The organism is Oceanihabitans sp. 2_MG-2023, from assembly GCF_030547245.1.
Classification (GTDB): domain Bacteria; phylum Bacteroidota; class Bacteroidia; order Flavobacteriales; family Flavobacteriaceae; genus Oceanihabitans.
Genome location: NZ_JAUOQT010000001.1, coordinates 362972 through 381708, shown reverse-complemented (window position 1 = coordinate 381708; position 18737 = coordinate 362972). Strand labels below are relative to the sequence as shown.

The 18737-nt window shown below is 32.7% G+C and carries 14 protein-coding genes; 9 read left to right on the top strand and 5 right to left on the bottom strand.

Annotated features, from left to right (window positions below; all coding sequences use genetic code 11):
- Positions 1-18: 18 nt before the first annotated feature.
- Complete coding sequence (locus tag Q4512_RS01635) at positions 19-1311, bottom strand: aminopeptidase P family protein (protein WP_303420927.1); 1293 nt, start codon at positions 1309-1311, stop codon at positions 19-21.
- A 473-nt stretch (positions 1312-1784) separates the two neighbouring features.
- On the opposite strand from Q4512_RS01635, the gene Q4512_RS01630 reads away from it, so the two are divergent.
- The 7 genes from Q4512_RS01630 to Q4512_RS01600 all read left to right on the top strand — a co-directional run bounded on the left by Q4512_RS01630 (position 1785) and on the right by Q4512_RS01600 (position 12125).
- Positions 1785-4625: a VPS10 domain-containing protein gene (locus Q4512_RS01630; protein WP_303420925.1), complete on the top strand. Its 2841-nt coding sequence runs from the start codon at positions 1785-1787 to the stop codon at positions 4623-4625.
- A 225-nt stretch (positions 4626-4850) separates the two neighbouring features.
- Complete coding sequence (locus tag Q4512_RS01625) at positions 4851-5726, top strand: hypothetical protein (RefSeq protein ID WP_303420923.1); 876 nt, start codon at positions 4851-4853, stop codon at positions 5724-5726.
- A gap of 99 nt (positions 5727-5825) precedes the next feature.
- Positions 5826-6500: a succinate dehydrogenase cytochrome b subunit gene (locus tag Q4512_RS01620; protein ID WP_303420921.1), complete on the top strand. Its 675-nt coding sequence runs from the start codon at positions 5826-5828 to the stop codon at positions 6498-6500.
- Positions 6501-6515: 15 nt separating this feature from the next.
- On the top strand, positions 6516-8528 hold the full coding sequence (locus tag Q4512_RS01615) for a fumarate reductase/succinate dehydrogenase flavoprotein subunit (protein ID WP_303420919.1): 2013 nt from the start codon (positions 6516-6518) through the stop codon (positions 8526-8528).
- 14 nt (positions 8529-8542) lie between these two features.
- Complete coding sequence (locus Q4512_RS01610; RefSeq protein WP_303420917.1) at positions 8543-9289, top strand: succinate dehydrogenase/fumarate reductase iron-sulfur subunit; 747 nt, start codon at positions 8543-8545, stop codon at positions 9287-9289.
- Between the two features lie 122 nt (positions 9290-9411).
- A complete protein-coding gene (locus Q4512_RS01605; protein WP_303420915.1) occupies positions 9412-10350 on the top strand; it encodes a M28 family peptidase in 939 nt (312 codons plus the stop codon).
- A 5-nt stretch (positions 10351-10355) separates the two neighbouring features.
- Positions 10356-12125 (top strand): MutS-related protein, encoded by a 1770-nt coding sequence (locus Q4512_RS01600; RefSeq protein ID WP_303420913.1) that lies wholly within the window; start codon positions 10356-10358, stop codon positions 12123-12125.
- A 65-nt stretch (positions 12126-12190) separates the two neighbouring features.
- Here Q4512_RS01600 and Q4512_RS01595 read toward each other — a convergent pair whose 3' ends face one another.
- The 3 genes from Q4512_RS01595 to Q4512_RS01585 form a co-directional block, all read right to left on the bottom strand.
- Positions 12191-12982, bottom strand: coding sequence for a thioredoxin family protein (locus Q4512_RS01595; RefSeq protein WP_303420911.1), 792 nt, complete (start codon positions 12980-12982; stop codon positions 12191-12193).
- Between the two features lie 24 nt (positions 12983-13006).
- Complete coding sequence (locus tag Q4512_RS01590) at positions 13007-13546, bottom strand: TlpA disulfide reductase family protein (RefSeq protein WP_303420909.1); 540 nt, start codon at positions 13544-13546, stop codon at positions 13007-13009.
- Between the two features lie 93 nt (positions 13547-13639).
- Entirely contained in the window at positions 13640-14536 is an 897-nt protein-coding gene (locus Q4512_RS01585) for a thioredoxin family protein (RefSeq protein WP_303420907.1), read from the bottom strand.
- A gap of 186 nt (positions 14537-14722) precedes the next feature.
- Here Q4512_RS01585 and Q4512_RS01580 point away from each other — a divergent pair, with 186 nt between their 5' ends.
- Together Q4512_RS01580 and Q4512_RS01575 are read left to right on the top strand one after the other, a co-directional pair.
- A complete protein-coding gene (locus Q4512_RS01580; protein WP_303420905.1) occupies positions 14723-15694 on the top strand; it encodes a sensor histidine kinase in 972 nt (323 codons plus the stop codon).
- A 119-nt stretch (positions 15695-15813) separates the two neighbouring features.
- Positions 15814-16509 (top strand): LytTR family DNA-binding domain-containing protein, encoded by a 696-nt coding sequence (locus Q4512_RS01575; RefSeq protein ID WP_303420903.1) that lies wholly within the window; start codon positions 15814-15816, stop codon positions 16507-16509.
- Positions 16510-16584: 75 nt separating this feature from the next.
- On the opposite strand, the gene Q4512_RS01570 is transcribed toward Q4512_RS01575, so the two are convergent.
- Positions 16585-18681 carry a S46 family peptidase gene (locus Q4512_RS01570; protein WP_303420901.1) on the bottom strand — a complete coding sequence of 699 codons (2097 nt, stop codon included), beginning with the start codon at positions 18679-18681 and terminating at the stop codon, positions 16585-16587.
- Between the last annotated feature and the right edge of the window lie 56 nt (positions 18682-18737).

The following is an 18737-nucleotide window of genomic DNA, read 5'->3' as shown; positions in this document are numbered from 1 at the left end:
TTATTTAAAAAGAAAGGTTTATTTGTTCATTAAATCTTCAATTTCTTCTATTTCAATTGGTATGTTTCGCATTAAATTAAAAGGTTCTCCCGTTTTTTGAATCACTACATCATCTTCTAAACGAATTCCAAAACCTTCCTCTGGAATATAAATTCCAGGTTCTACGGTAAACACCATGTTTTCTTGCATTGGTTCGTGTAGTAAACCATAATCATGAGTGTCTAATCCCATATGATGTGAAGTTCCATGCATAAAGTATTTTTTGTATGCTGGCCAATCTGGGTTTTCGTTTTTAACATCTGCTTGGTCTATTAAACCTAAACCTAATAATTCGCTGGTCATTAATTTACCAACTTCTACATGGTATTCTGCCCAAAGTGTTCCAGGAACTAGCATTTTTGTAGCAGCGTTTTTTACTCTTAAAACCGCGTTGTATACTGCTTTTTGTCTGTCGTTATATTTTCCAGAAACAGGAATGGTTCGCGTCATGTCGCTCGCGTAATTTGCGTATTCTGCAGCAGCATCAATTAATATTAAATCACCAGCTTTACATTCTTGGTTGTTTTCGATATAATGTAACACATTTGCGTTGTTTCCAGAACCAATAATTGGTGTGTATGCAAAACCTTTAGAACGATTATTTAAAAATTCGTGCATAAATTCTGCTTCAATATTGTATTCCCAAACGCCTGGTTTTGTAAATGCTAAAACACGTCTAAAACCTTTGTTGGTAATATCGCAAGCGGTTTGCATTAAGTCTAATTCTATTTGGTCTTTTACAGAACGTAAACGTTGTAAAATAGGGTTGCTTTTTGCAACAGTATGCGCAGGATATTTGTTTTTTAACCATTTGGTAAAACGGTCTTCTCTAGTTTCTGTTTCTACATTAGCTCTGTAATGTTCGTTGGTGTTTATATAAACTGTATCTGCTTGTGTCATGATTTCAAATAAGACTTTTTCTAAGTCTTGTAACCAATACACGGTTTTTATTCCACTAGTTTTTAAGGCAGCTTCTTTGGTGAGTTTTTCACCTTCCCAAACCGCAATATGATCGTTCGTTTCTTTTAAAAATAAAAGTTCTCTATGTTTTGGATTTGGGCAATCTGGAAAAAGTACCAGTATGCTTTCTTCTTGATCTACACCACTTAAATAAAAGATATCTCTGTGTTGCTGAAAAGGCATGGTGCTATCTGCACTTATTGGATAAATATCGTTTGAGTTAAATACAGCCAAACTATTTGGTTTCATTTGTGCTGCAAAGTTTTTTCTGTTTTTTATGAAAAGCGAATTGTCTATTTGGTGGTATTTCATCGAAAATATTTTTTCATTTCCACGAAAGTGAAAATTGGTTGTTTATTCTTTTGTAAAAATAACAATTTAAAAGTGTTGAAATGAAAAAGAACCTCAAAATTTAGGCTTCTTTTAAGAATCGTAGTAGGAATTTTATTGTTCTTTATTCATGGCTTTCTTTATAAGAGCAATAGCAACAATAACAATACCACGAGTAGCACCTTCTGCTACGTTTCCGTTAACAGCTTGAGGAGCAAGTGAAATAATGCATGGTAAATACTTTTCCGTTTTATTAGAATTTAATTAGCTAGTTGGTGTGAAAATCACTAAAATTATTACGGTATTCGTAAAGTGGTTATTGTTCTAATGGTGTTTTAGCGGGTATTTTGTTAAATTTATTTGTAAATAATAATTCCTTACAATTTTAAAAAACAACTGAAGTTTTGAGGCTATCCCTAGTTTGTTTATATTCAAGAATTAAATTTTAATTTTTTATGAAAACGATTTTCACATGTACTTTAGCGTTAGTGGCTTTTTTTAATATGCAAGCGCAACAACCAGCAACTTCTTCTAGTTTGGTTCAAGATGCGTTAAAAGAGAAACAATTACTTATGGAAAGCTCATTGGTAAAAAATGTGTCTTTTAAAAATATAGGCCCAACCATTATGAGTGGTCGTGTCGTAGATCTTGCGGTGAATCCAAAAAATACGATTGAGTTTTATGTTGCTTACGCTTCTGGAGGATTATGGTATACCAAAAATAATGGGTCGACTTTTGTTCCTGTTTTAGATACATCGCAAACTCAAAATATTGGTGATATAGCAGTCGATTGGGAAAACAAAACACTTTGGGTTGGTACTGGTGAAAATAATTCTTCGCGTTCCTCGTATTCTGGAATAGGTATTTTAAAATCGAGTGACAATGGAAAAACATGGACGAATGTAGGGCTTCCCGATTCGCATCATATTGGTCGCATTTTAATAAATTCTAAAAACCCTCAAGAAGTAACGGTTGGTGTAATTGGTCATTTGTATTCTCCTAATACAGAACGAGGAATATATAAAACTACTGATGGTGGGGAAACATGGAAACAAACTCTTTTTGTAGATGCGTCAAGCGGAATAATAGACATACAACATGCGCCAAATAATTACAATATCATGTTTGCAGCTTCGTGGACTAGAGATAGAAAAGCTTGGCATTTTGAAGGCAGCGGAAGCAACTCTGCTATATATAAAAGTGTAGATGCTGGCGAAACTTGGAAAAAGATCTCTACAGAATCTAGTGGGTTTCCAACGGGGAATGGTGTGGGTAGAATTGGATTGTCAGTTTACGATGATAGTACTATTTATGCTTTGCATGATAATCAATTCCGAAGAGAAAATAAAGCTAAAAAAACAGGAAAAAGTGGTTTAACAAAAGAAGATTTTAAAACCATGACTACCGAAAGTTTCTTAAAGTTAGCAGATAAAAAATTGAATACTTTTTTAAAAAGGAATGGATTTCAAGAAAAATATCGTGCCGAAAATGTAAAGCAAATGGTACGAAGTGGCAATGTAAAACCTATAGATGTAGCTGCATATTTAGAAGATGCTAATTCCATGCTTTTTGATACTCCTGTAATAGGAGCTGAAGTCTATAAAAGTATAGATGGCGGTGAAACTTGGAGTAAAACACACGAAGATTTTCTAGACGATTTGTATTATAGTTATGGGTATTATTTTGGTGAAATTCGTGTAGATCCTCAGGATGAAAATGGTATTTATGTAATGGGTGTTCCAATTTTAAAATCTAAAGATGGTGGTAAAACATTTACTTCTATTAGTAAAGAAAATGTACATGCAGACCATCAAGCGCTTTGGGTAAACCCTAATAGAGCAGGGCATTTAATAAATGGAAATGATGGCGGTTTAAATATGAGTTACGACGATGGAGAAAGCTGGGAAAAGCTAAATGTAAATGCGGTAGGCCAGTTTTATACTATTAATGTAGATAATGAGAAGCCATACAATGTATACGGTGGTTTGCAAGACAATGGTGTTTGGTTTGGTGCCAATAATGCATCACAAAATAAAGCTTGGCAACAAAGCGGACAGAACCCTTGGGAAAGTATTATGGGAGGGGATGGTATGCAAATTCAAATTGATAGTAGAGATGCAAATGTGGTGTACACAGGGTATCAGTTTGGGAATTATTATCGAATAAATCCCGAAACACGAGAAAATAAATACATCCAGCCAAAGCATGAGTTGGGCGAAAGACCGTATCGATTTAATTGGCAAACACCAATATTATTATCCTCTCATAATCAAGACATTCTGTATTTGGGAGGGAATAAATTGATGCGTTCTATGAATCAAGGTGACGATTGGAAAGCCATTAGTGAAGATTTAACCCAAGGAGGAAAAAAAGGAAATGTTGCATATGGAACCTTAACATCTATTAGTGAATCGCCTTTTGCGTTCGGAATTATTTACACAGGAAGCGACGACGGTGTTGTACATGTTACCAAAAATGCAGGAGGAAGCTGGCAAAACATTTCAACAAACTTACCAAAAGATCTTTGGGTTACTCGCGTTATCGCTTCGCAACATAAAAAAGAACGTGTGTATATTACTTTAAATGGGTATCGTTGGGACGATTTTAATACCTACGTATATGTTTCCGAAGACTACGGAAATACCTGGAAAAGCATAAAATCGAACCTTCCAATGTCTCCTGTAAATGTGATAAAAGAAGATCCTGAAAATGAGAATATTCTTTATCTAGGAACCGATAATGGTGCATATGTCACTTTTAATAAAGGGGAGAAATGGGAAGCATTTGTTAAAGATTTACCAGCAGTTGCTATTCATGATTTGGTGATTCAGCCAGAAGCAAAAGATTTGTTGTTAGGTACCCACGGAAGAAGTATTTACAAAACAAATATTGCGCCTTTGCAGAAAATGAATGCGAATTTATTAAGTAAAAAAACAACGCTTTTTCCTATAGAAGAGATTTCTTATTCCTCACGTTGGGGAAGTTCTTGGAGTAAATGGTTTGATGCTTTGGAACCACAAGAAACAATTTCGTTTTATGTGCGTATTTCTGGTAAAAAAGAAATTAAAATCCTTTCGGAAAGAGGAGCTGCTTTAAAAACCATTTCGGTAGAAGCCGATAAAGGGTTTAACTATGTAGATTATGATTTTTCTATACCAGAAAACGGAAGGAAAATATTACTAAAAGAAAATACAAGTATCGATATTAATGAAGCTAAAAACGGAAAGTATTATTTGCCAAGAGGAAAATATTTTGTTCAAATAGATTCCGAGAAAATGGCTTTCGAAATTAAATAATAGAATCTATAATTCGGTAATTCAAGTAAATTTTACGATTGAAAACGAGTAAGATTTGTGTCGAGAAATATGAACTTTATTGTAATAATAGTTCTCGATACCATTTGTTCATGCTTCGCAAAGCATTCGAAAAAACAGCTGCATTTAATTCCCTTAGCGAAAATCAAAGAAAGACCTAACATACTATTTTTCAACTTTTTCAGTTATTAATAAAAACTAATTAATATGAAAGCTGTATCCATTTTCTTTTTAAGTTGTTTCCTTATTTTGTCTTCTTCATGTACAGAAGATGCCAATAACGAACCTGAGAATACTTCCGAAGCAAACTTAATTATCCAATTAAAATTCAATCCAACACAAGAGCGATTAGGTAATACAGGACAACCGGTAGCTGTTGCTACAGGAAATGCAGCACAATCGCCAACTATTAGTAAAATGAGTGCGAATTATATTGAGTTTGCCCCAAATGGTTTAACAGCATTAGGGGCAGGAGAAATTATTTTTTCTGGTGATGAAACAACATCAGGAGGCGAAAAAGCGATAAATTTTCAAAATGCAGAATTTGCTGGAAATAATGAAACTTTTATAACCCTGCCAATAAGTGAAATAAATGCAGGAGATTATGAGTGGGTTCGTGTTTCGTTAGCTTATCAAGAAGGGAACATCGATTTTTTAGCCGAAAACGGAAATGAATATACAGGAACATTAGCCAGTTTTGTTGGTTATAATAATTACATCACATCTTTTAATTTAAATGGAAATGAAATAGCAGTAAATGAAAATAAACTACAAGGTTTTTGGGCTTTTGAAACTTTAGGTTTTACCACACAAGGTCAAGCGCCAGAAGGAGCAACAACAGTTCCAAATCCATTGTTTGATTCTTCACCAATTCCACAAGGTTCTTGTGTGGTAACCGGAGAATTTGAAAATGGCTTCACTATTTCTGGAGACGAAACCGAGGATGTAATAGTTACTTTATCATTTTCGACTAATAATAGTTTCGAGTGGACAGAAGTGAATATAGATGGAAAATATGAGCCAAGTGCAGGAGAACAAGTTGTAGATATGGGGCTTCGTGGCCTGATTCCTATGGTCGATTAATTAAATCCATTCTAAATAAATTTTAAAATCCATTTTAGCTTGTTTGCGTTCGTGTTGCTTATTATCTTTGTGTATATTATAATCTAACTACACAAAATAATGAGCGGAATTTTAAATTCTTCGATTGGAAGAAAGTTTGCCATGGCACTTTCGGCACTCTTCCTAATGGTTTTCTTATTACAACATTTTGCAATTAACCTATTGTCTGTATTTAGTGCAGATGCTTTTAATGATGTTTCTCATTTTATGGGGACCTTTTGGGTGATTCAATATGTGATGCAACCCGTATTAATTTTTGGTGTTATCTTCCATTTTGTAATGGGATTTGTACTAGAAATTAAAAACAAAAAAGCACGTACAATTAGCTATGCGAAAAACAATGGTGCTGCCAATTCTAGCTGGATGAGTCGTAATATGATTTACAGCGGACTAGCAATTTTAGCTTTTATCTGTTTACACTTTTATGATTTTTGGTTGCCAGAAATCAATACCAAGTATATTCAAGGGGATATGACTGGTTTGCTAGCTAATGGAGAGTATCGATACTTTGAAGAACTACAACATAAATTTGTAGATATTTGGAGAGTTGCATTATACTGTATTGCTTTTGTTTTCTTAGCACTACATTTATTACACGGTTTTAACTCCGCATTTCAATCTGCTGGAGCAAATAATAAATACACTAAAGGATTAAAAGGATTCGGAAAAGCATATGCAATCATCATTCCACTAGGATTCATTTTTATTGCATTGTTTCACCATTTTAATCACTAATAAAGAATAGTTACTATGAGTTTAGATTCAAAAGTACCTCAAGGTCCAATTAAAGATAAATGGACAGACTATAAAAATCATATCGACTTAGTGAATCCTGCTAACAAACGTAACATAGATGTTATTGTTGTTGGTACAGGTTTAGCTGGTGGATCTGCTGCTGCTACTTTAGCAGAGCTAGGATATAACGTTAAAGCATTTTGCTTTCAAGATTCTCCAAGACGTGCACACTCTATTGCAGCACAAGGAGGAATAAACGCAGCAAAAAATTACCAAGGAGATGGGGATTCTACTTACAGATTGTTTTACGATACTGTAAAAGGTGGAGATTACCGTTCTCGTGAAGCAAACGTTTATCGTTTGGCTGAAGTTTCAGCAAATATCATTGACCAATGTGTGGCTCAAGGAGTTCCTTTTGCACGTGAATATGGTGGGTTATTAGATAACCGTTCCTTTGGTGGAGTTCTTGTTTCAAGAACATTTTATGCTGCAGGACAAACAGGACAACAATTATTATTAGGAGCATATTCTGCCATGAACCGTCAAATAGGTCGTGGTAAAATTAAAATGTACAACCGTCATGAAATGTTAGACGTTGTAAAGGTGGATGGAAAAGCTCGTGGAATTATAACACGTAACTTAATTACTGGAGAAATCGAAAGACACTCGGCACATGCTGTAGTTTTAGGAACTGGTGGCTATGGTAATGTGTTTTTCTTATCTACTAACGCGATGGGATCTAATGTAACAGCAGCTTGGAAAGCCCACAAACGAGGTGCTTACTTTGCAAACCCTTGTTACACGCAAATTCACCCAACTTGTATTCCTGTTTCTGGAGATCATCAGTCTAAACTAACGTTAATGTCGGAGTCTTTACGTAATGATGGGCGTATTTGGGTGCCAAAACACATGAAAGATGTAGAGGCTATTAAAGCTGGAACATTAAAACCTAAAGATTTAGCAGAAGAAGATAGAGATTACTACTTAGAGCGTCGTTATCCAGCATTCGGAAACTTAGTACCTCGTGATGTTGCCTCTCGTGCAGCAAAAGAGCGTTGTGATGCAGGTTTTGGTGTAAATGCAACTGGTGAAGCTGTGTTTTTAGATTTTGCTTCAGCAATTCAACGTTATGGAAAAGAAACTGCTCACGTTAAAGGATTAAACGAAAATGATGCTGCTCTTGTTAAAAAATTAGGACAAGAAGTAATTAAAAATAAATACGGAAACTTATTCCAAATGTATGAGAAGATTGTAGATCAAGATCCATACAACACACCAATGATGATTTATCCAGCAGTACACTATACCATGGGAGGTGTTTGGGTAGATTATAACTTAATGACAACCGTTCCTGGTTTATACTGTATTGGAGAAGCAAATTTCTCTGATCATGGTGCAAACAGACTTGGAGCTTCTGCATTAATGCAAGGTTTAGCAGATGGTTATTTTGTATTACCATATACTATTGGTGATTATTTATCGGATGATATTCGTACAGGACCAATTGCAACAGATACCAAAGAGTTTGAAGAAGCTGAAAAAGAAGTAAAAGAGAAATTAAATTTCTTTGTTACTAATGAAGGTAAACACTCTGTAGATTATTTCCATAAGAAATTAGGGAAAATCATGTGGAATAAAGTTGGAATGTCTAGAAATGTAAAAGGTTTAACCGAAGCAATTGCCGAAATAAAAGAACTTAGAGCACAATTTTGGAAAGAAGTAAAAGTGCCTGGAACTAACGAAGAATACAATGAAGAATTGGCAAAAGCTGGTCGTGTTGCAGATTTCTTAGAACTTGGAGAATTATTCGCTAAAGATGCTCTTAATAGAGAAGAATCTTGTGGAGGACACTTTAGAGAAGACTCTGTAGAGTTAGATGGTGAGCAAAAAGGAGAAGCATTACGTAACGATAAAGACTTCGCTTATGTTGCTGCATGGGAATACAAAGGAGAGCCAAGTGATGCAGTTCTTCATAAAGAACAATTAGAGTTTAAGGATATTGAATTAAAACAAAGATCTTATAAATAAGGAAAGCTATGAATATGAATTTAACACTTAAGATTTGGCGTCAAAAAAACGCAAGTGATAAAGGGAGTATGGTTGATTATAAAGTCAGCGATATTTCTCCAGATATGTCTTTCCTTGAAATGTTAGACGTTTTAAATGAACAATTAATTAATAATAATGAAGAGCCAGTAGCATTCGATCACGATTGTCGTGAAGGAATTTGCGGAATGTGTTCTTTGTATATTAATGGGGAAGCTCATGGTCCAGATCGTGGTGTCACTACTTGTCAGTTACACATGCGTATGTTTAAAGATGGAGATACAATTACTATTGAGCCTTTTAGAGCAACTGCATTTCCTGTAGTAAAAGATTTAATTGTAGATAGAAGTTCTTTCGATAGAATTCAGCACGCTGGAGGATTTATTTCTGTAAATACTTCAGGTAATACTATTGATGCAAATGCTATTCCTGTTAATAAACACGATGCAGATACCGCTTTTGAAGCTGCTACATGTATTGGTTGTGGTGCTTGTGTTGCTTCTTGTAAAAACTCATCTGCAATGTTATTTGTAGGAGCAAAAGTATCTCAATTTGCATTGTTGCCACAAGGTCAGGTAGAAGCTACAGATCGTGTTTTAAACATGGTGAAGCAAATGGACGAAGAAGGTTTTGGTAACTGTACCAATACTGGAGCTTGCGAGGTGGAATGTCCTAAAGGAATTTCATTAGAAAATATTGCACGTATGAATCGTGAGTATTTAGCAGCAAGTTTAAAAGGATAATATTTGTTCCCTAAACAGTCCACAACGCTTGTTGGAGTGTAGTTTTAGGGTCTCATTATAAATTAAAATCTCAAGAGCAATCTTGAGATTTTTTGTTTAGCTTTATCCTTTAATTTTTTAATATGAATTATAGAACATTTGCCAGCTTATTGTTATTGTTTATATCCTTTACCAATTGCAAGAGTCAAACCGAAACACCAAAAGTAGCAGTTGAAATAATAGCGCAAGATTGGTTTCATGCAGACTCCTTATTACATCACGTTCAAGTTTTATCTTCTGATGCTTTTCAAGGAAGACGAACAGGAACTGCTGGAGCAGAAAAAGCAAAAAACTATATCGTAAATAAATTTCAAAATTTACAAGTGCTCCCACTTACAGAAAGTTTTGAACAGCATTTTAACTTTACACGAAGAAGTAAAGCGTATAAAGGGATTAATGTTCTCGGATTAATTAAAGGGACACAAAAACCAGAAGAGTTTATCGTGCTTTCTGCTCATTACGATCACGAAGGTATTCAAGGTGGTAAGATTTTTAATGGCGCCGATGATGATGCTTCGGGTATTTCGGCATTGTTCGCTTTCGCGGAATATTTCCAGAAAAATCCACCAAAGCATTCTGTTATTTTGGCTGCTGTAGATGCAGAAGAATTAGGTTTAATAGGTTCAAAATATTTTGTAGAAAATAGCGTCATTCCGCAAGAAAGTATAAAGCTAAATATCAATATGGATATGATTAGTAGAAGTATAAAAAACGAATTATTTGCCATAGGAACACGCTATTATAAACATTTAGAACCAGCAGTTAAAAATATAGCATCTTCAGAAAATTTAAAACTTCTTATTGGTCATGACGGTAGTGATTCTTTAGAGGACTGGACTAATGCTTCAGACCATGCATCGTTTCATAAATTCAAAATTCCATTTATTTATTTTGGTGTAGAAGATCATAAAGATTACCATAAACCAACAGACGATTACGAGAATATTCATCCTAATTTTTATCAAAATGCAGTAACCACAATTATTACTGTTTTTAAGACATTAGATAGCACAGAATTATAAACAAAATGCAAAACTCAACTACATTTTACCAACAAGAATTAGAACAATATCAAATAGAGGTTAAAAGCTTATATAAGAAACTAACTAGTTTAAGTTTTGCAAGGCTAATAGTGTTTTTAGCTACCGCTTTTGGTATTTATTTTACTTTTAACAATTACCCAGTAGCCATAGGGATTGCACTTGTTGGTATTGTTGCTTTTATCTATTTACTATCTAAATATACCGATTTAAAATACCAGCATAATTTAAAAAAAGCACTTGTTGCTATTAATGAAGAAGAACTAAAAATTGCATCAGGAGATTTTAAAGATAGAGAAGAAGGGCTACAATACCAAAATCCAAATCATGCATTTAGTTTGGATGTAGATTTATTTGGAAAAGGATCTTTCTTTCAATTTATAAATAGAACAGCAACAGAAGAAGGAACAAATACTTTAGTAAACGCGCTTACTGCAAATAATATTGAAGGGATAAAATCGCGTCAAGAAGCGATTAAGGAATTAGCTAATAAACCAAAGTGGCGACAACATTTTTCGGCAGTAGCAAGCTTAATAGAAATAGAAACTCCAGCAATAAAAATTATTAATTGGCTAAAAGAACACCATGCATTTTTACCAAATGTCTTTCGTGTTTTACCTTTTGTTTTTACCATTGGATCTGTAGTTATTTTACTATTAGCAATCTTTAAAGTAATCTCCTTTTTATTTTTAGTTTTTTGGATGCTCTTGGGCTTAGGGGTATCTGGAGTCTATTTAAAAAAAATAAATGTACTTGCAGCAAATACAGATCAAGTTAAAGATACATTTAAACAATACGCTTCCTTGTTAGAACAAATAGAAAGTGAGACGTTTTTAACCCCTTTATTAAAAGAAAAGCAAGAGCAAATAAAACAAGAACAAAAAGAAGCTTCGTTAATTTTCTCTCAGTTTTCAAAGTATTTAGATGCTCTAGACAATAGACATAATCTTGTTTCAGCCATTTTTGGAAACGGTTTTTTATTAATCGATTTAAAAAATGCGTATCATATTGAACAATGGATTGCTCAATACAAAACTACAGTTGCACATTGGTTTGAAGTGGTTTCTTTTTTTGATGCTTACAATACTTTTGGAAATTACACATTTAACCATCCAGACTTTGTGTTTTCCGAAATTGTAGATAACGAAATTGTTATTCAAGCTAAAAATTTAGGACACCCTTTACTAGATGCTACCAAAAGAGTAAATAGTGATTTAACGATTAATGATCAACAATTCTTTATTGTTACAGGGGCAAATATGGCAGGAAAAAGTACTTTTTTACGTACCGTTTCTTTACATATTGTTATGGCAAATGTTGGTTTGCCAGTATGTGCAACAGCAAGTAAATACAATCCTATAAAACTAATTACAAGTATGCGAACTACAGATTCGCTTACAGATGATAGTTCTTATTTCTTTAGCGAATTAACACGCTTAAAGTTTATTGTAGACACGTTAGTAGCGGATAGATATTTTATCATTCTTGATGAGATTCTAAAAGGTACAAACTCTACAGATAAAGCCATTGGTTCTAGAAAATTTGTAGAAAAATTAGTATCTAATAATGCCATAGGAATTATTGCAACGCACGATTTAAGTTTATGCGAAATTGAAAAAGAGTTAGCCGAAGTTAAAAACTACTATTTTGATGCAGAAATTGTAAATGACGAATTGTATTTTGACTACAAACTAAAACAAGGTATTTGTCAAAATATGAATGCTAGTTTCTTGTTGAAGAAAATGGAGATAGTATAAACAAAAAAATGCAAGAACTAATAGTATTAGCTCTTGCATTTTATTTCATTCTAAAAAAATAGAAATTATTTTATTGGGCACCCAATAGCTTTTGTTGTGCTAGGATTTGGTTTTTCTCCTTTTTCTAAAGCAGCAATAGCATCTTCCACATATTTTGTTTTTACGTTTTCTGGGGATTTTGCATTATCATCAATAGTACCAATATATTGTACTGTTAAATCTTTATCTAATAAAAATATATGCGGTGTTCTTACTGCGCCATATTTTGGATATAATTTTTGTCCTTCATCTACTAAATAAGGAAATGTAAACCCTTTTTCTTTAGCACGCGTTTGCATAGCTTCGTACCCTTCTTTTTCATTACTAGGATTATTACTATTAATAGCAACTACAGGATATCCTTTTGTTGCATAGGTGTTATTTAAAGCAATTAGTCGATCTTCATATAATTTAGAAAACGGGCATTCGTTACAAGTAAATGTTACTATGTATCCTTTTGCATTTTTAATACTTGCTAAAGAAACCATAGATCCATCCACGTTTTTAAGTAAAAAATCTTCTGCTGTATCCCCAATTAAGTAACCTCCAATTTCTTCTAAAGTCCTTGTCTCTTCTGGTAAACCTCCACGAGGTGGTCCTTTACGTTCTCCATGTTGTCCTTTTTCACCATGTGGTGGAGGTCCTTTTCTATCTCCATGTTCTGGGTGTTCTTTGTTTTCTCCATGTAAATGACGTCCTTTTTCATCCTTATGGTGTTCTGTGGTTTCTTCCTTTTTTTTGTTTTTATCGCTTTTACAAGACGTTAAAATACCTGCAGATAAGCAGATAATTGCAATTAGAATACTAATCTTTTTCATCGTTAAATTAAATTTGTTTTGGTGTTAAAAATGTTCTGTTATTTGTTGTTCAAGGTCCTTTAAGCTTTCAAAAGAACGCTCGTAAAACTTACGGGTTTTATTGTTGAAAATTATGGTAAATGGAATTGCTCCAGACCAATTGGGATCAATTTTGTCAATCCAAGTATTCGCATCTGGATCATCTAATAAAACCACTTTAGAAGTGATATTTCTTTCTTTTAGAAAAGGCTTGAGTTTGGTTTCTATATCTTTAATAAAGTCCATACTTACCAATAAAACTTCAATATCCGGATTTTTGTCCGCATATTCCTGAATATATGGTAGTTCTTTTACACAAGGAGCACACCACATAGCCCAAAAATTGACAATATAGGTTTTGTTCGAATCTGTGTATAATAAAGGTTCTAAAGCATTGAAATTATAGACCGGTATGTTGATATTGTCTATATTAATCTCGTTTGTTTTTGAAGTTACTTTAGTAGTATTTTTTTTTTCTTTGCAGCTAAAACTTAAAAGAAGAAATAAAACAATATATATTGAGTTTTTTGGGATTAATAAATTCATTTACTAATTAAAATTTCACTTTTTTAATTAGACTGCTGTTTTTAAAAATAGTTTAAATGCTGCATGGTATTTTTTTACAAAAAAGGCACTTTGCTATTTTTTCATTTTGGGTTTAATTTTCTCAATCATTTCTGGAGCATTTTTATCCTCGGGATTTAGACTTAATACTTTGTAGTAGTTTTTTAAAGCTTCTGTGTGATTTTTTGTTTCAAAATACGCTTCCGCTAAGCTATCATAAACATTGTATTTATATGGGAAAATTTTCGTGTTTAAATCAAAAACATACATGGCCTTATCTATTTCTTTTGCTCTTAAATAAACATAGCCTAAAGTGTTTAATTCTCTACTTCCTTTTACGTATTCCGATAGCATTGAAACCAGGTTAGATTCTTCTGTTTTTAAACTATCAATGGATTTAGATTCTAATAAGTTTTGCACATAGTTTGCGGCTATATAATTTGAAGAATAGCGATCTCCATTCACTATTTTAAGCATATCGCGTTCTAGTGTTTCTTTTGGATGTTCTACAATTCTATTTACTTCTTCTCCATTTTTATAAAAAATAAAAGTGGGCACACGATGAATATTCATGCCTTTCTCTTCACCATTTGGTCCTTGTTTATAAGCTTCATCACTTCTATCTAATGCAATAACTTCTAATTGGTTTTCTGAAAAATTTACTTTTTCTAAAATGCTGTAAAACCTAGGTACTTCTTTTTTGCTATCTCCACACCAAGTACCTAAAAAAACTTTAATGGTATAGTTCTTTAAAGAGTCTTTAAGTTTTTCTGTTATTTTTTCATTCACTTCATAAGTGTCCTGACTTTTTGTAAACCATTCATTATATGGTGCTTTTTCAAGCCCTTGTTTGTTGATAGGACCAAGGAGCATTTTTTTGTTTTCTCCATAATTGATTTCTTGATTTAGAGTTTGCGAAAATGCAATAGAAAAACTTAAAATTGCGATTAATAAAAAGACTGTTCGTTTCATTTTTTTTGATTTGATGTGTTAGGGAACCAAACATAATATGGTTTTTAAAAAACAACTAATTATTGTTACCAACTGCACACTTAAAACAACAAACAGCATTTATTTTGGTAGTTTGTAACTTTAAAACAGGTTTTTGTACATAATTTTTGAGGATGACATCATTTCTGATTACTTTCAGCAAAACTTATGATTACACTTAAAAAACATACCTCACAAATATTGGTACACATCTTATTTTGGATGCTTTTTGTATTTGTGTCGCTTTCTGTTTTTTCACGTTTTTATTGGCATGAAAATCCTTTTTTACAGTATTTATCTATACTAATAGTTATTGTATATGCTAACCATTTTGTATTGCTTCCGTTTTTTATAAAAAAACGATTGTACATTTTGTATGTTTTTGTTTTTGCAGGAATCTCCTTTTTTGCAACACAATTATATTGCAACGTGTTTGCGCAATGTGGTTGTTCTATAATGAAATGTTTAAGTGACTATTTATGGCAAACCTTGGTTCCATTAATATTTTTCTCTTTTATCTGGATGTTGTATCGTTTTTTAGACAAACAAGAGGAAGTAGAACAGGTGAAAAAAGAACATTTAGAAATGGAGTTAAAGTTTTTAAAATCGCAAATAAATCCGCATGTGTTATTCAATAATTTGAATACTATTTATTCCTATGCTTTAGAAAAACCAACCGAAACTCCAGAACTTATTTTAATGCTATCCGATAATTTGAAGCATGTATTATACGAAAGTAATTCGAAAACTATTTCTCTAGATAAAGAAATACAGTTTATAGATAACTATATGACTTTTCAAAGCATAAGAACAGAAGGTGTAAAGCAGGTAAATTACTATACATCTATAACATCTTCAAACAAACAAATTGCACCATTATTATTAATCTGTCTTATAGAAAATGCTTTTAAACATAGCACTTTGCATAGTGCTGTTTCTGTTTCTATTACTGAAGCAAATGGTATTCTAGAATGCGTATGTAGTAATAACTATGATATGGAAAAAGGAAGCACCGAAGATTTTAAAATTGGATTGCAAAACTTAGAAAAGCGCTTGAAACTTATTTATAAAGAAGATTATAAATTAGAAGTTTTTAAAGATGAAGTATATAAAGTGCATTTAAAATTGAATTTAAGTTAAAATTGTTCATTCGAGTGAAATTGCTTTTTTGCAATTCTGTATCGAGAATATTTGCATCAGCTTCTCGATATAATTAGAAAAAAAACAATACCATTAGAAGGAAAGTAATCCCATAACATATGACTTGTATTATAATAGAAGACGAAATTCCTGCTCAAAAAATCTTGAAGAATTATTTGAGTAAACTTCCTAATATAGAATTACAAGGAACTTTTAATGCAGCAATAGAGGCGAATATGTTTTTAAATAAAACAGCAGTAGATGTTGTTTTTTTAGATATTAATTTACCAGATATTTCTGGAATTGATTTTATTAAAACGGTTAAAAACCCTCCAGCAATTATTATGACTACTGCATATCCAGATTATGCGGTTCGTAGTTTTGAATTAGATACTATTGTAGATTATTTAGTAAAACCATTTGGCTTTGATCGTTTTTTGAAAGCAATTAATAAAGCAAAAGAGAGAGTAGATAAGCCAATGTATCTTACTGAAGAAAATAAGCAAGAAGCCTTGTTTTTAAATGTAGATAAAACGCTTCATAAAATTGTAGTTCATGATATTTTGTATTTAGAATCCGATAGAAATTATGTTACCATTACTACTAAAAATAAGAAGTTGTCTTTTATAGATTCGCTTAAAAATTGGAACGAAAAACTTTCCGAAGAAACCTTTATACAAGTACATAAATCGTTTATTATAAATAGAAAGTATGTAGATAAAATTTCTGGTAATGAAATTTATGTGCAAGGAAGTAGAATTCCTATTGGAAGAACCTATAAGCAAGCATTGTTATCTAAATTAAATATTTCTTAAAACAAAAAAAAGACCTGTCAGATTTTTTTAAAAACCGACAGGTCTGATATTTGTGACTGTAAACAGAATACTATTTTATTGCTTATCTGTTTTAGGATGCACTAATTGCATTTCGTCAATTAGGTGTGTAGCTCCTGCATATTTATCTACTATAAAAAGTACATAACGTAAATCTACCATAATGTTTCGGCAAATTTCTGGATCGTAATTCATGTCACTCATGGTACCTTCCCAAACACGATCAAAGTTTAAACCAACAAGGTTTCCATGTGCATCAATAGCAGGGCTTCCAGAGTTTCCTCCAGTAGTGTGGTTGGTTCCTAAGAAGCAAACAGGTACTTTTCCGTTGCTATCTGCATATTGTCCGTAATCTTTGTTTTTATGTAATTCTAATAGTTTTTCTGGAACATCAAACTCATAATCTCCTGGAACATATTTTTCTACAACACCATCTAAATAGCTTACAGGGTTGTAATAAACAGCATCTCTAGGCGAGTAACCTCGAACTTGTCCGTAAGTTACACGAAGCGTACTATTTGCGTCCGGAAAATAACGAGCTTCTGGTAATGCTTTCATTAAAGCAGTCATGTACTTCGTTTGTAAAGCTGTTATTGGTTGGTTTTTTTCTTCAAATTCTTTATTAATAGTATTGTAAAACTCTGCAATCATAGGCTTTGCATACTGGTATGCAGCATCTTTGTTTAGCTTTTTAAGTACATCTTTAGCGTCACCATCTAAAAGCTTTAAAGCATCTTCTAGATTAGTAAAAGCAGTTTTGTCATAAATAGAAGCATCTACATTTTTGTTGTAAAAAGGCATGACATTACTAAATACTCCTTTGTCTACATCTACATCATAATTTTTATGGATGCTTTTTAAAGTACCCGATAAACGCGCTTTCGCTTTATCGAAAATTTCTGGATTCGCAGTAATAGCTTCTTCCATTTGGTATGCTCTAAAGGTCATTTGCATTAACTCATTGGTTACTAAAAATACTTCAATAAAGTTTCTTCTTTTAATATTTATTGGTCCAAAGTCACTATATAGTTTATCAAACTGAGGTAAAATATTTCCGTATTTGTCATTAAGATCTTTTTCGTTTAATGCTTTGGTAAAAGTAGCTTCAAAAGCTCGACGTTTTGCAACAGCATCACTTTTTTCAATACCTAAATTTTCACCTATCCATTTTTTCCAAGCATTTGCAATACGTGCCTGTTTAGATGCATATTTAATTCTAACGGCATCATTAGTTTTCATTTTAGCATCAATAACTTTTAGAGCGGCTTCGCGAATTGCAATATTAGTAGGGTTAAATTCTTCGGTAATATGCTCTATTGCTACAGCGGGTAAATATTCATTGGTTGTTCCAGGAAAACCAAATACCATGGTGAAATCTCCTTCGGCAACGCCATCTAAAGAAACTGGTAAAAAATGTTTTGGTTTGTAGGGTTTATTGTCTTTACTATATTTAGCAGGTCTATTATTTGCATCTGCATAAATACGAAACATAGAAAAATCTCCCGTATGTCTTGGGAAAACCCAATTGTCTGTATCGCTTCCAAATTTACCTATACTTGACGGAGGAGCACCAACCAAACGAATATCTTCAAAACGTTCGGTAACAAATAAAAAGTATTGGTTCCCATTGTAAAAAGATTTCACTTTTACATCTTGCCAAGCTTCTCTAGGCCAATTTTTCATTAAACCATTACTGTTTTTGTCGATAACCGATTGTTTTTCTTTTTCGGTTAAGTTCTCATTAACCACAGCAAGTACTTCTTCTGTAATGTCTGTAATGCTAACAATAAACTCGATGAATAAACCTTCGTTAGGTAATTCTTCTTCTAAAGACATAGCCCAAAAGCCATCTTTTAAATAGTCGTTTTCTAAAGAAGAATGCGATTGTATTTGACTAAAACCACAATGATGATTTGTTAAAATTAAACCTTTATCACTAATAACTTCGCTTGTACAACCACCATTAAAATGACCAATAGCATCTTTAAGACTAGAGTTGTTTACATCGTAAATATCTTGTGCTGTAAGCTTGCTACCAAGATTTGTCATTTCGGTTTCGTTCATACCTTCTAATAACGAAGGAATCCACATACCACCTTGTTGTGCCGAAATATTCAGCGTAATAAAAAGTAATAAGAATTTAAAAAATTTCATATGTATAGTTTTTTGAATGCTTCCAAAGATAAAAAACCAAGGAGTAAAAAGTTGTT